The 14,659-nt window shown below is 56.1% G+C and carries 14 protein-coding genes; all 14 read left to right on the top strand.

Annotated features, from left to right (window positions below; genetic code table 11):
• Positions 1–8: 8 nt before the first annotated feature.
• The 14 genes from D7024_RS02260 (at position 9) to fusA (ending at position 14,524) form a co-directional block, all read left to right on the top strand.
• Positions 9–77 carry an EF-Tu C-terminal domain-related protein gene (locus D7024_RS02260; RefSeq protein ID WP_121452427.1) on the top strand — a complete coding sequence of 23 codons (69 nt, stop codon included), beginning with the start codon at positions 9–11 and terminating at the stop codon, positions 75–77.
• A gap of 190 nt (positions 78–267) precedes the next feature.
• Positions 268–417: a 50S ribosomal protein L33 gene (gene rpmG / locus D7024_RS02265; RefSeq protein WP_121450351.1), complete on the top strand. Its 150-nt coding sequence runs from the start codon at positions 268–270 to the stop codon at positions 415–417.
• A gap of 52 nt (positions 418–469) precedes the next feature.
• Positions 470–778, top strand: coding sequence for a preprotein translocase subunit SecE (gene secE, locus D7024_RS15065; protein ID WP_243113664.1), 309 nt, complete (start codon positions 470–472; stop codon positions 776–778).
• Between the two features lie 49 nt (positions 779–827).
• Positions 828–1,364 carry a transcription termination/antitermination protein NusG gene (gene nusG, locus D7024_RS02275; RefSeq protein ID WP_121452426.1) on the top strand — a complete coding sequence of 179 codons (537 nt, stop codon included), beginning with the start codon at positions 828–830 and terminating at the stop codon, positions 1,362–1,364.
• A 26-nt stretch (positions 1,365–1,390) separates the two neighbouring features.
• On the top strand, positions 1,391–1,819 hold the full coding sequence (gene rplK / locus D7024_RS02280) for a 50S ribosomal protein L11 (protein WP_013824075.1): 429 nt from the start codon (positions 1,391–1,393) through the stop codon (positions 1,817–1,819).
• A 59-nt stretch (positions 1,820–1,878) separates the two neighbouring features.
• A complete protein-coding gene (gene rplA, locus D7024_RS02285; protein ID WP_121450352.1) occupies positions 1,879–2,577 on the top strand; it encodes a 50S ribosomal protein L1 in 699 nt (232 codons plus the stop codon).
• Positions 2,578–2,803: 226 nt separating this feature from the next.
• Positions 2,804–3,337, top strand: coding sequence for a 50S ribosomal protein L10 (rplJ, locus tag D7024_RS02290; RefSeq protein WP_121450353.1), 534 nt, complete (start codon positions 2,804–2,806; stop codon positions 3,335–3,337).
• 49 nt (positions 3,338–3,386) lie between these two features.
• Complete coding sequence (gene rplL, locus D7024_RS02295) at positions 3,387–3,773, top strand: 50S ribosomal protein L7/L12 (protein ID WP_121450354.1); 387 nt, start codon at positions 3,387–3,389, stop codon at positions 3,771–3,773.
• Between the two features lie 303 nt (positions 3,774–4,076).
• Entirely contained in the window at positions 4,077–7,532 is a 3,456-nt protein-coding gene (rpoB, locus tag D7024_RS02300; protein ID WP_121450355.1) for a DNA-directed RNA polymerase subunit beta, read from the top strand.
• 112 nt (positions 7,533–7,644) lie between these two features.
• Positions 7,645–11,154, top strand: a complete 3,510-nt coding sequence (gene rpoC, locus D7024_RS02305) for a DNA-directed RNA polymerase subunit beta' (RefSeq protein WP_121450356.1) — start codon at positions 7,645–7,647, stop codon at positions 11,152–11,154.
• Positions 11,155–11,198: 44 nt separating this feature from the next.
• A complete protein-coding gene (locus D7024_RS02310) occupies positions 11,199–11,450 on the top strand; it encodes a L7Ae/L30e/S12e/Gadd45 family ribosomal protein (RefSeq protein ID WP_165859242.1) in 252 nt (83 codons plus the stop codon).
• 64 nt (positions 11,451–11,514) lie between these two features.
• Entirely contained in the window at positions 11,515–11,889 is a 375-nt protein-coding gene (gene rpsL, locus D7024_RS02315) for a 30S ribosomal protein S12 (protein WP_072871211.1), read from the top strand.
• A gap of 76 nt (positions 11,890–11,965) precedes the next feature.
• A complete protein-coding gene (gene rpsG / locus D7024_RS02320) occupies positions 11,966–12,436 on the top strand; it encodes a 30S ribosomal protein S7 (protein ID WP_121450358.1) in 471 nt (156 codons plus the stop codon).
• A gap of 12 nt (positions 12,437–12,448) precedes the next feature.
• Entirely contained in the window at positions 12,449–14,524 is a 2,076-nt protein-coding gene (gene fusA, locus D7024_RS02325; RefSeq protein WP_121450359.1) for an elongation factor G, read from the top strand.
• Positions 14,525–14,659 lie beyond the last annotated feature (135 nt).

Consider the following 14,659-nt stretch of genomic DNA (forward strand, 5'->3'; position numbering starts at 1 on the left):
AGGAAGGGCTGCGCTTCGCCATTCGGGAAGGTGGTCGTACCGTCGGAGCCGGCGTGGTCACCTCGATTATCGAGTAACGAGTGATGAAGAAGGAATTGCCTGTCAATTCCTTCTTCATTGCTTATGGGTTTGCTTGTGGGGCTATGGTTACACTTGTTGTTTAGAGGGGTCACTACTATTGACATTACCCGGGAATTATGTTACAGTGGATAAGGTTAATTCCAGGGAGTTTTTTGCAAGTGTTTTTTAGTTTAGGAGGTGGCCAGGATGCGGGTTAGTGTTACTCTGGCCTGCACGGAATGCAAACGCCGGAACTACACCACCACAAAAAACAAGAAAAATGATCCCAACCGGATCGAATTGAAAAAATACTGCAAGTACTGTCATACCCATACCCTGCACAAAGAAACCCGTTAATTGTATCCCGCCGCGACAGGCTTGCGATTAGAGTTTTAAGGATGTGGCTGATATGGCATCTTTGAGAGGGCTGATCAAAAGGGACGGTTCGCGAAATGAAGTGGCGGTTCGCGATGGAGCCAGGGCAGTTAAGAAGCCCGAGAAAAGGCTCGTTGTAAAAAAGGAAAAAGTGAACCGCCTGGAGCAGGTCAGTAAGTATTTTCGCGGAGTTTACAGCGAACTGAAAAAGGTTCACTGGCCTAACCGGCGGGAGGTCGTCACGTATACTGGTGTGGTGCTGGTGGCCGTCACCATCGTTGGCATCCTGATCTGGATTTTCGATTCGCTTTTAAGCCGGCTACTGCAATTCATCATTAAATAAGTGCCAAGGGGGTGGGGGGCCTTAAGTTTTCTTGAGGTCCCTTGTATTTATGAGTGAAAAGGGTGAAAAGCACTGGTACGTTGTTCATACCTATTCAGGGTATGAGAATAAGGTTAAGGCCAACCTGGAAAAGCGGATCGAATCCATGAACATGGAGGAAAAAATCTTCCGTATCCTCGTTCCTATGGAGGACGAGGTAGAGATAAAAGACGGCAAGAAAAAAATCACCAAGAAAAAGATTTACCCCGGTTATGTGCTGGTTGAGATGATCATGACCGACGATTCCTGGTATGTGGTGCGTAATACCCCCGGCGTGACCGGTTTTGTCGGGTCGGGCTCCAGGCCCATTCCCCTGACCGACGAAGAGGCCATGCAGATAATCGGTAAGACTTTGTCCGATACCCCGCGCCCGCGGCTGGACCTGAACGTGAAGGAGCGTGTGCGGGTTACTTCCGGTCCCTTTGAGAACTTTGAGGGCATTATTGAAGAAATAGATTCGGATAAGGGAAAGCTCAAAGTAATGATTTCCATGTTTGGCCGGGAAACTCCGGTGGAATTGGATTTTTCCCAGGTGGAAAAGATATAGCGACGGCAAGGAGGTGTTCGTAGCAAATGGCGAAAAGAGTGGCTGCGGTGATCAAGCTGCAAGTCCCGGCAGGCAAAGCCACCCCTGCACCCCCGGTTGGTCCCGCCCTGGGTCAACACGGTGTGAATATTATGGCCTTCGTTAAAGAATTTAACGAGCGTACGGCTGCTCAGGCCGGTCTGATCATTCCGGTGGAAATAACCGTTTTTGAGGATCGCAGTTTCACCTTTATTTGCAAGACGCCGCCGGCTGCGGTGTTGCTGAAGAAGGCCTGTGGTATTGAGACTGCCTCCGGTGAACCCAACCGGAAAAAGGTAGCCAGGATTCCCCTGTCCAAAGTGCGGGAGATTGCCGAAACAAAGATGCAGGATCTCAACGCCAATGATATCGAGGCTGCCATCCGCATGATTAAGGGAACGGCCAGAAGCATGGGCATCGAAGTAGTGGAAGGCTAAGCCCGTGTCGGCCAGTGGGAGGATCCAGTCCGTTTGCACCACAAAGGAGGAAGGTAAAAATGCCGCGACATGGCAAAAAGTATTTAGATGCAGCCAAGAAGGTGGATCGGTCCAGGCTTTACGATCCCGCCGAAGCCCTGGCTCTGGTTAAAGAAATGGCTTCCGCCAGGTTTGACGAGACGGTGGAAGTGGCCGTAAAGCTGGGTGTAGACCCCCGGCATGCCGACCAGCAGGTGAGGGGTGCCGTAGTTCTGCCCCATGGCACCGGTAAGACCCGGACCGTACTGGTCTTTGCCAAGGGGGAAAAAGCCAGGGAGGCCGAGGAGGCCGGTGCGGATTTCGTTGGGGCCGAGGATATGGTGGCCAAGATCCAGCAAGAGGGATGGCTGGGTTTTGACGTGGCCATTGCCACCCCCGACATGATGAGTCTGGTCGGCCGCCTGGGCCGGATTCTGGGCCCCCGGGGTCTGATGCCCAACCCCAAAACGGGTACGGTCACCTTTGATGTTGCCCAGGCGGTTAAAGAAGTGAAAGCAGGTAAGATTGAATACCGGGTGGATAAAGCCGGTATTATTCACGCCCCTATCGGCAAAGTGTCCTTTGGCGTGGAAAAGCTGACCGAAAACCTGCGCACCCTGGTGGAGCAGTTGATTCGGGTCAAGCCGGCCGCTGCAAAAGGCCAGTACATCAAGGGTATCACTGTTTCCTCCACCATGGGGCCGGGAGTAAAGGTTAACCACCTGAAGGTTACCGCCTGAGGATAACGCCGCGCCCAAACACGCTTTTAAGCACACTACATCAAAACCTTATAACCATACCTAGCTGTAGACAGTTGGTGTCCTGTACTTAATGGCATCTGCCGCCAACCGAGGCCGGGGTTTAGCTACCTGCCGTTTGTTTATCAGGGCAGGCCCTGTGTCTTTTTGTGCTACAGGTGCCTGCCCTTAAGTTTTTTCAACCCGCGGAAAGGAGGTGCACCGGTTTATGCCTACCAGGGAAGAAAAACAAGCCATACTGGCGGAATTGACGGAGAAGTTTCGGAACAGCAAAGCAGCCGTTCTGACCAACTTTCGCGGTCTTGATGTAGCATCCATGACCAAAGTGCGCCGGCGTCTCAGGGAGTCGGGTAGTGAGCTAAAGGTGGCTAAAAACACCCTGACCCGCCTGGCGGCCAACGAGGTGGGTTTAGAGGGATTAGATCCTTATCTGGAGGGGCCCACGGCCATTGCTTTTGGTTACGAGGATCCCGTGGCCCCGGCCAAGGTTCTTGCCGAGCTGGCCCGGGAGTTCAAACAACTGGAAATAAAAGCCGGCATACTGGAAGGCAAGGTCATCGATGTGGAAGGGGTTCGCCGCCTGGCCGACCTGCCCTCCCGGGAGGTCCTGCTGGCCAAGGTGGCGGGTGGCATGCAAGCCCCCCTGTACGGTTTCGCCGGCGCATTGCAGGGCCTCTTGCGTAACCTGGTCTATGTGCTGGAAGCCATCCGTAAACAAAAGGCCGGAGAAGCTACTACCTAAAAAAATTGCCTGAACTTAAACCATGATTTGAGATAGGAGGTAAAAATTAATGTCCAAGGTAAACGAAATTCTGGAAGCCGTAAAAGGCCTGACCGTATTAGAACTGGCCGAACTGGTGAAAAAATTTGAAGAGGAGTTTGGCGTGAGCGCCGCCGCTCCCGTGGCCGTGGCCGCCGCCCCGGTAGCTGCTGGTCCTGCAGCCGCCCCGGCAGCCGAAGAAGAACAAACTGAATTTGACGTCATTCTGACCGCCGTTGGCGACAAGAAGATCAACGTGATCAAGGTGGTGCGGGAGATCACCGGCCTGGGCTTAAAAGAAGCCAAAGAAGTGGTGGATAACGCTCCCAAACCCATTAAGGAAAAGGTCAGCAAGGAAGAGGCCGAGGCCATCAAGGCCAAGCTGGAAGAGCAGGGCGCCACTGTGGAAATCAAGTAAGTGCCGCTCTGGCAGCACCGCGGGCCACACTGCATGATCAGTGTGGCCCGCGCCGTATCCCTGGCTTCACCGCATTTTAGAGGACGTCACCCCTTGACAATCCAGTGGGAATGTGCTATTATTCCTAAACGTCCATATATATGCATGGACCGGGAGCCGTCTTTATACGTATACGTATGAATGATCGCTTTTGCGGAAATAATATCCTGGCATAGCTTTTTTATGATTTCGTAGGAAAGCGAGGTTTTCTTAAAAAACCTTGCTTTTCGTTGTTTTTTAATTTTGGGGGGTGTGAGGCTCTCAATGAATACTGCAAATGCCGGGACCAGGACCAGGTGGAGTTTCGGCAAACTCCAGGAAGTTTTGGATCTGCCCAACCTGATTGAAGTGCAGCGCAACTCCTACGACTGGTTTTTGCGGGAGGGTTTGCGCGAGGTATTCCAGGATGTTTCGCCCATCCAGGATTTTACCGGCAATCTGGTGCTTGAGTTCCTGGACTATACCCTTGGTGAACCCAAGTACTCCGTCGAAGAGTGCAAAGAACGGGACGTCACCTATGCGGCACCCTTAAGGGTAAAGGTGCGCCTGATAAATAAAGAGACGGGAGAGGTCAAGGAGCAGGAAGTCTTCATGGGCGACTTCCCCCTCATGACCGAGAAAGGCACCTTTATCATCAATGGCGCGGAACGGGTGATTGTCAGCCAGCTGGTGCGTTCCCCCGGGGTTTACTTTGCCGAGCAACTTGATCCCAGCGGCAAGAAAATCTACACGGCCACCATTATCCCCAACCGGGGGGCATGGCTGGAATTTGAAACCGATGTCAACGACCATGTCTTCGTACGCGTTGACCGCACCCGCAAGATTCCGGTTACCGTCCTGGTACGTGCCCTGGGCTACGGGTCCAATGTGATGATCATTGACCTGTTTGACGGAAATAAATATATCCAGGAAACCCTGACCAGGGATAACACTGATTCCGAAGAGGAAGCCCTGGTGGAAATTTATAAACGGCTGCGGCCCGGTGAACCCCCCACGGTGGAGAGCGCCCGCTCTCTGCTCCATTCGCTGTTCTTTGATCCCAAGCGCTACGACCTGGCCAATGTGGGCCGTTATAAAATATGGAAGAAGTTAAAGCATGATGTGCTCTACCGTTTTAAAGATGACGGTCAGGGGCCTACGGAGTGGGACCGTTACCTGAACAGGGAGGTGCCCAAAAACCGGGAATTTATCCGGGAGCTGACCCCCGGGGATATTATTGCCACCGTTAAATACCTGCTTCGTTTAATGGACGGGGAAGGCCAGGTGGATGACATCGACCACCTGGGCAACCGGCGCCTGCGTTCGGTGGGGGAGCTCTTGCAGAACCAGTTCCGCATTGGTTTGTCCCGCATGGAACGGGTGGTGCGGGAAAGGATGACCATCCAGGACGTGGATGTCATCACCCCCCAGGTGTTGATTAACATCCGGCCTGTGGTGGCGGCCATCAAGGAATTTTTTGGCTCCAGCCAGCTTTCCCAGTTCATGGACCAGACGAATCCCCTGGCCGAGTTGACCCATAAGCGGCGTCTTTCGGCCCTGGGACCGGGTGGATTGAGCCGGGAGAGGGCAGGCTTCGAGGTGCGGGACGTGCACCATTCCCACTACGGCCGTATGTGTCCCATAGAGACCCCGGAAGGTCCCAACATCGGTCTGATTGGTTCTTTGTCCTGCTATGCCCGGATCAATCATTTTGGCTTTATTGAAACGCCCTACCGCAAGGTGAACAAGGAAGAGCGGCGGGTTACCGACGAGATCGTCTACCTCACGGCCGACGAGGAAGAGGATCTGGTCATTGCCCAGGCCAACGTGCCCCTGGATGAAAATGGCTATTTTCTGGATGAGCGGGTGAATGCCCGCCACGGCCATGAGATTCTGGTGGTGCCCACGGACAAGGTCGACTACATGGACGTTTCGCCCAAGCAGGTCTTCAGCGTGGCCACCTCCTTGATTCCCTTCCTTGAGCACGATGACGCTAACCGGGCGTTGATGGGCGCCAACATGCAGCGTCAGGCCGTGCCGTTGATTAAGGCTCAAGCACCCCTGGTGGGTACGGGGCTGGAGTATAAAGCCGCCCGGGATTCCGGGGTGGTGGTTATTGCCAAAAACAGCGGCGTGGTGGAGCGGGTAACGGCCACCGAGATCGTGATCCGCAACGATAAGGGCACTTTGGATACTTACAAGCTGATCAAGTTTGCCCGTTCCAACCAGGGCACCTGCATTAATCAAAAGCCCATTGTGTATAAAGGCGACCGGGTCGAGGCCGGCCAGGTAATTGCCGATGGCCCTTCCACCGACCGTGGGGAACTGGCCCTGGGCCGCAACGTACTGGTAGCCTTTATGCCCTGGGAAGGTTACAACTACGAGGACGCCATCCTGGTGAGCGAAAAGCTGGTCAAGGAAGACTACTTTACTTCCATTCACATAGAAGAGTATGAATGCGACGCCCGGGATACCAAGCTCGGTCCTGAGGAAATCACCAGGGATATTCCCAACGTGGGCGAGGAGATCTTAAAAGACCTGGACGAGCGGGGAATTATCCGGGTGGGAGCGGAGGTGCGCCCCGGGGATATTCTGGTCGGCAAGGTCACGCCAAAGGGAGAAACCGAGCTCACCGCCGAAGAGCGCCTGCTGCGGGCCATCTTTGGCGAAAAGGCCCGGGAAGTGCGGGATACCTCTTTACGGGTGCCCCACGGCGAATCGGGCAAAGTAGTGGATGTCAAAGTATTTTCCCGGGAGAAAGGCGACGAGCTTCCCCCCGGGGTTAACCAGCTGGTCAGAGTGTATGTGGCCCAGAAGCGCAAGATTTCCGAGGGCGATAAAATGGCGGGCCGCCACGGGAACAAGGGTGTTATTGCCCGGATCCTGCCGGAAGAGGACATGCCCTTTCTTCCCGACGGTACGCCGGTGGAGATCGTCTTAAACCCGTTGGGTGTGCCCTCCCGGATGAACCTGGGCCAGGTGCTGGAAACCCACCTGGGCTGGGCGGCCAAGGTGCTGGACTACCATGTCTCGACACCGGTGTTTAACGGCGCTACGGAAGAGGATATTCTGGAATTTTTGGAAAAAGCGGGCCTTCCCAGGGACGGTAAAATAACCCTTTACGACGGGCGCACGGGAGAGCCCTTCGACAACCCGATTACCGTGGGCTACCTTTACATGTTAAAACTGGCCCACCTGGTGGACGACAAGATCCACGCCCGTTCCACCGGCCCTTATTCCCTGGTTACACAGCAGCCCCTGGGCGGTAAGGCCCAGTTCGGCGGCCAGCGCTTCGGCGAAATGGAGGTTTGGGCGCTGGAGGCCTACGGTGCGGCCTATACCCTGCAGGAGATCCTCACGGTTAAATCCGACGATGTGGTGGGCCGGGTGAAGACCTACGAGGCCATTGTAAAGGGTGAAAACGTGCCCGAACCGGGTGTTCCCGAGTCCTTCAAGGTTTTGATCAAGGAGCTGCAGAGCCTGGGGCTGGACGTGAAGGTTCTTTCGGAGGATGACGAGGAGATCGAGATCAAGGAAGTGGAGGAAGACATGCAGGAAACGGCCCGGGATCTCGGCCTCGATATTCATGCCGAGGAGCCGTCGCCGGAAAAGGGTTATGATTCCGAGGCGGAGGTCGAGGAAGAACGGGAGGAATATGAAGAGGAGGACTACCCGGGCGATTTGCCCGATGACGTCCTGGACCTGGATGATGAGGACACGGAACCGGATCGTTACCAGTGATTGCTACATGTGTTGCCGCATCCATGTCATAACAGATTTACACGGCTGCCCTGGGGCGGTTTTGCAAGCCTGATAGAACCGGCGATATTCTTAGCGAAGGGAGAGGGATCCTTTGCTGGATTTGAACAACTTTGACCGCATCCGCATTGGTTTGGCATCCTCGGACCAGATCCGCCAGTGGTCCAGCGGCGAGGTTAAAAAGCCGGAGACAATTAACTACCGGACACTGAAACCGGAGCGGGACGGTCTTTTTTGCGAGCGCATTTTCGGTCCTACCAGGGACTGGGAGTGCCATTGCGGCAAATACAAGCGGGTACGCTACAAGGGCGTGGTTTGCGATCGCTGTGGCGTGGAGGTTACGCGCTCGAAGGTACGCCGGGAACGCCTGGGGCATATTGAACTGGCCGCCCCCGTGTCCCACGTCTGGTATTTTAAAGGCATTCCCAGCCGCATGGGCCTGCTTTTAGATATGTCGCCCCGCGCGCTGGAAAAAGTTCTTTACTTTGTTTCATATATTGTCATAGATCCCGGCAACACTCCCCTGATTAAAAAGCAGTTGCTTACGGAAACGGAATACCGGGAGTACCGGGAGAAATACGGCAATGCCTTTAAGGCGGGGATGGGTGCCGAGGCGATCAAGGAGCTCCTGGCCGAAATCGATCTGGATGAAATGAGCCGGGAACTGCGCCAGGAGCTCAAGGAGGTCAGCGGTCAGCGCCGGGTGAGGGCCATTCGCCGCCTGGAAGTGGTGGAAGCTTTCCGCAAATCCGGCAACCGGCCGGAATGGATGATCTTAGACGTTATCCCGGTTATTCCCCCGGAACTGCGCCCCATGGTCCAGCTTGACGGGGGCCGCTTTGCCACCTCGGACTTAAATGACCTGTACCGGCGGGTGATTAACCGGAACAACCGGCTGAAGCGCCTTCTGGATCTGGGAGCTCCCGATATTATCGTCCGGAACGAAAAGCGCATGCTCCAGGAAGCCGTGGATGCCCTCATTGATAACGGCCGCCGGGGGCGTCCCGTTACCGGCCCGGGCAACCGGCCCCTGAAATCGTTGAGCGACATGCTCAAAGGCAAGCAGGGGCGTTTCCGCCAGAACCTCCTGGGCAAGCGGGTGGACTATTCCGGCCGTTCGGTGATTGTGGTCGGCCCTACCTTAAAACTGCATCAATGCGGACTGCCCAAGGAAATGGCCCTGGAGCTGTTCAAACCCTTTGTGATGAAGCAATTGGTGAACAAGGGCTATGCCCATAACATCAAAAGCGCCAAGCGTATGGTGGAACGGGTGCGCCCGGAAGTTTGGGACGTCCTGGAGGAAGTGATCAAGGAGCACCCGGTGCTCTTGAACCGTGCACCCACGCTGCACCGGCTGGGTATTCAGGCCTTTGAGCCCGTCCTGGTGGAGGGCCGGGCCATCCAGATCCACCCCATGGTCTGCACGGCCTATAACGCCGATTTCGACGGCGACCAGATGGCTGTGCACGTGCCCCTGTCTGCCGAGGCCCAGGCCGAGGCCCGGTTACTCATGCTTTCGGCCCACAACATATTGAACCCCAAGGACGGCCGTCCCGTGGCCATTCCCACGCAGGACATGGTCCTGGGTTGCTACTACCTGACCATGGAAAAACCCGGCGCCCCCGGTGAGGGGAAGGTCTTCAAGGATTACGAGGAAGCCATCATGGCCTATTACAACGGGGCCGTGAGCCTGCAGGCACGGGTTCAGGTGCGCCAGCCCAACGGGGAGCGGCTGGAAACCACCGTGGGCAGGATCATTTTTAATGAAGTGGTCCCCGATGAACTGGGCTATTTGAACACTGTGATGGACAAGAAGAGCCTGGTGCAGCTGGTGGACGATTGTTACCGCAAGCTGGGGTATTCAGCCACGGCCACCATGCTGGACGGCATTAAAAAACTCGGTTTCCATTTTGCAACCAGGGCCGGAATCACCATCAGTACTTCCGACATCATTATTCCCCCGGAGAAAAAGGAAATCCTGGCGGATGCGGAAAAGCAGGTGGAAACGGTGGAAACCCAGTACCGCCGGGGGTTGATCACCGAGGAGGAGCGTTACCGCAAGATCATCACCATCTGGAACGAGGCCACCGACAAGGTAACCAGGGCCCTGTTGAATATCCTGGATAAATTCAATCCCGTGTACATGATGGCCAATTCCGGTGCCCGGGGTAACATCCAGCAGATTCGCCAGCTGGCCGGTATGCGGGGACTCATGGCCGACCCCTCCGGCCGGATTATCCCCGTGCCCATTAAAGCCAACTTCCGGGAAGGGCTGGCCGTGCTGGAATACTTTATTTCCACCCACGGTGCCCGCAAGGGTCTGGCCGATACCGCCCTGCGCACCGCCGACTCCGGCTACCTGACCCGGCGCCTGGTGGACGTGGCCCAGGATGTCATCGTCCGGGAAGAGGATTGCGGCACAGATGAAGGCATCCTGGTGCAGGAAATTAAGGACGGCACGGAAGTAATTGAAAAGCTAGAGGATCGCCTGGTGGGTCGGGTGGCCTTAAACGATATCGTCCATCCCGAGACCGGCGAAGTGCTGGTGCGGGCAGAAGAAGAGATCGACGAAGAACGGGCCAAAGCCATCGTCAACGCTGGCATTAAAGAAGTGTGGATCCGCTCGGTAATTACCTGTAAAACCCGCTACGGCGTGTGCGTGAAATGCTACGGCCGCAACCTGGCCACCGGGCGGATCGTGGACATCGGCGAGGCCGTGGGTATTATCGCGGCCCAGTCCATTGGCGAGCCGGGTACCCAGTTGACCATGCGCACCTTCCACACCGGCGGCGTGGCCGGGGACGACATCACCCAGGGTCTGCCCCGGGTCGAAGAGCTCTTTGAGGCCCGGCGCCCTAAGGGGCAGGCAGTCATTGCCGAAGCCGACGGCGTGGTGGACGTGCGGGAGGTTAAAGGACGCCGGGAGGTGGAGATCACCACCGACAGCGGTGAAAAATACACCTATCAGATTCCCTACGGCGCCCGGCTCAAGGTCAGTGCCGGGGACCGGGTGGCCGCCGGGGATGAGCTGACCGAGGGTTCCATTAACCCCCATGACCTGCTAAAGATTAAGGGATTGCACGGCGTCTATACCTACCTGCTGCACGAGGTTCAGCGTGTCTACCGCCTGCAGGGGGTGGATATCAACGATAAACATATAGAAGTAATGATCCGCCAGATGCTGCGCAAGGTCAAAGTGGAGGATCCCGGGGATACGGACCTGCTACCCGGCGGGGTGATCGACAAGTTTGAGCTGGAGGACGAAAACCGCCGGATCAGAGAGCAGGGCGGCAAGGAAGCCGTGGCTCGGCCGGTGCTCCTGGGGATAACCAAGGCTTCCCTGGCCACCGATTCGTTCCTCTCGGCTGCATCCTTCCAGGAAACCACCCGGGTGTTGACCGAAGCGGCCATTAAAGGCAAAGTGGATCCCCTGATGGGGTTGAAGGAGAACGTTATTATCGGTAAGCTGGTGCCGGCCGGTACGGGCATGAGCCGCTACCGCAACATTCAGCTGGTGGAAGCCGGGGGCGAAGACCGGCAGGAAGATCTGGAACCTGTAGCTGCGGCGCCTGCTTACGAAAATATTGACAACGTTCGCGACTGATGTTAAGATATGAGAGTGTCTGGATTTCTCTGGGGGGAGAGCTCATGCCCTTGGCCCGGTTGTCCAATGCCCGCAAGAAGATGGTGGGTTCCAAGCAAACCATGAAAGCCATTAATCGGGGGCAGGCTAAAGTAGTTTACGTGGCCATGAACGCAGAACGGCATGTCATTGATCCCATTATCCAGGCCTGTCGCGCCAAAGACATACCCCTTATTGAGGTCGATTCCATGTCCCAACTGGGCAAAGCCTGCAACATCGAAGTGGGTTGTGCCTCGGCGGCGGTTATCGAAGATTAACCGCCGCTTCAACAGGGGTGGCCATGATTATGTCCGATAATCTGGAGGAAGGAGGTGTAGCAGCATGCCGACCATCAGCCAGCTGGTCCGCAAGGGCCGGGAGAAGGTGACCCACAAGTCTTCAGCCCCCGCGCTAAAGGGAAGCCCACAGAAGCGGGGAGTATGCACCAGGGTTTACACGACAACCCCGAAAAAGCCTAACTCTGCCCTGCGCAAGGTGGCGCGGGTAAGACTTACCAACGGGATTGAGGTAACCTCCTACATTCCGGGGATCGGGCATAATCTACAGGAACACTCGGTGGTGTTAGTGCGGGGCGGCCGGGTGAAGGACCTGCCCGGTGTCCGTTACCATATTATCAGGGGTGCCCTGGATTGTGCTGGTGTGCAGAACCGCAACCGGGGCCGTTCCAAGTATGGCGCCAAGCGCCCGAAGAAATAATTACCGCCGGCCGGTTGGGCCGGTAGTTTTAAGTTTGGCAGGAAGGGTTATACTTTCGTTTAAAGGGGGGTAGAAAATGCCCAGGAGAGGCGCAGTAGCCAAGCGAGATGTGCCGCCGGACCCCATCTACAACAGCAAGGTGGTCACCAAGCTGATCAACCAGGTTATGCTCAAAGGCAAGAAGAGCATAGCCGAACGCATATGTTACAAGGCCTTTGATATCATCCGGGAAAAAACCGGCAGAGACCCGCTTGAGGTTTTTGAGCAGGCCATGAAAAATGTTATGCCCGTGCTGGAGGTAAAGGCCCGCCGGGTAGGGGGTGCCAACTACCAGGTGCCCGTGGAAGTCCGGCCCGAGCGGCGGCAGACCCTGGGTATCCGCTGGATTACCCAGTATGCCCGGCAACGCGGCGGCAAGAGCATGGAAGAAAAGCTGGCTGCGGAAATTATGGATGCCGCCAATAATACAGGTGGGGCGGTGAAGAAAAAGGAAGACACCCACAAGATGGCGGAAGCCAACAAGGCCTTTGCCCATTACCGGTGGTAAGGGGGTGAAAATATGGCACGGCAATTTCCACTGGAAAGAACACGTAACATCGGCATAATGGCCCACATTGATGCCGGCAAGACCACCACCACCGAACGCATTCTTTTTTATACCGGTCGTGTGCACAAAATGGGTGAGGTGCATGATGGGGCTGCCACCATGGACTGGATGGTGCAGGAGCAGGAACGGGGCATTACCATTACCTCTGCTGCTACCAGCTGCCAGTGGCGGGATCATTGTATTAACATCATCGATACGCCTGGGCACGTGGACTTTACCGTAGAAGTAGAACGCTCCCTGCGGGTGCTTGATGGGGCCGTGGCCATCTTCTGTTCCGTGGGCGGCGTGGAGCCCCAGTCGGAGACCGTGTGGCGCCAGGCCGACAAGTACGGTGTACCACGGATTGCTTACATTAATAAGATGGACCGGGTCGGCGCGGATTTCTTCCGCAGCATGGCCATGATCCGGGAGCGGCTGGGCGCCAACCCGGTGGCGATCCAGTTGCCCATTGGCGCCGAGGATAGCTTTGTCGGTGTGGTAGATCTGATTCGCAACAAAGCCATTATTTATGTTGATGATCTGGGTACGCGCAGCAAGGAGACGGCCATCCCGGAGGAAATGCGCGAGCTGGTGGCCGAATACCGGGAAAAGCTTTTGGAAGCAGTGGCCGAGTCCGATGAGGAATTGATGATCAAGTACCTGGAAGGTGAAGAACTGACCGAAGAGGAGATCAAGCGGGGCATCCGTAAAGCGACTCTGGCGGTGAAGATGATCCCGGTGCTGTGCGGCTCCTCCTTCAAAAACAAAGGCGTACAGCCCCTTTTGGATGCCATTGTTGATTTCCTTCCGGCACCGACGGACATACCGGCCATCCGAGGTCTCAACCCCGAAACCGGGGTGGAGGATAAGCGGGTGGCCAGGGACGATGAACCATTTTCGGCCCTGGCCTTTAAGATCATGGCCGATCCCTATGTGGGTAAACTGACCTTTTTCCGGGTATACTCAGGGAAGGTAACTTCTGGTTCATATGTTTATAATTCCACCAAAAGCCGGCGGGAACGCATCGGGCGCATTTTGCGCATGCATGCCAACCACCGGGAGGAAATAGATGAGGCTTATGCCGGGGACATTGTGGCCGCGGTGGGCTTAAAGGAAACCACCACGGGGGATACCCTGTGCGATGAAAAACACCCCATCGTCCTGGAGTCCATGGATTTCCCCGAGCCAGTGATTTCCGTGGCCATCGAGCCCAAGACCAAGGCCGACCAGGACAAAATGGGCGTGGCTCTCTCCAAACTGGCCGAGGAGGATCCTACCTTCAGGATGCATACCGATCCGGAAACGGGGCAGACCATTATTTCCGGCATGGGCGAGCTGCACCTGGAGATTATCGTCGACCGCCTGATGCGGGAGTTCAAGGTCGAGGCCAATGTAGGACGCCCCCAGGTGGCCTACAAGGAGACCATCAGGGAAAAGGTCGAGGCCGAAGGCAAGTTTATCCGGCAGACCGGCGGCCGCGGCCAGTACGGCCATGTGGTCCTGGAAATCGAGCCTTTGGAGCGGGGCGCCGGTTACGAGTTTGTCAGCAAGATTGTCGGTGGTGTAGTGCCCAAGGAATACATCCCGGCCATTGATGCCGGCGTTAAGGAAGCAATGGAAAACGGTGTCCTGGCCGGGTACCCGGTAGTGGATGTGCGGGTTACCCTGGTGGACGGCTCCTACCATGAAGTGGACTCCTCGGAAATGGCCTTTAAGATTGCCGGTTCCATCGCCTTCAAAAACGGGGCGCAAAAGGCCAAACCGGTGCTGCTGGAACCGATCATGAAGGTAGAAGTGGTGGTCATGGAGGAGTACATGGGGGATGTAATTGGGGACCTTAACGCCCGCCGCGGACGCATCGAGGAGATGGAGCGGCGGGGCAATGCGCAGGTGATCCATGCATATGTCCCCCTGGCCGAGATGTTCGGCTACGCCACGGATCTGCGTTCGCGCACCCAGGGGCGTGGTACCTATACCATGCAGTTCAGTCACTACGAGGAAGTACCTCCGTCTATGGCCGAAGCTATTATTGCCCGGCGGCGGGGATAAAGGCCGCACCCACATTTGCTGCCTACAAAACTATATGCTGGACAAGGAGGATCTAATGTCATGGCCAAGGCCAAATTTGAGCGGACCAAACCCCACGTAAACGTTGGGACGATTGGACACGTTGACCACGGGAAG

Origin of the sequence: Desulfofundulus salinus, assembly GCF_003627965.1 — a bacterium.
GTDB lineage: Bacteria > Bacillota > Desulfotomaculia > Desulfotomaculales > Desulfovirgulaceae > Desulfofundulus > Desulfofundulus salinus.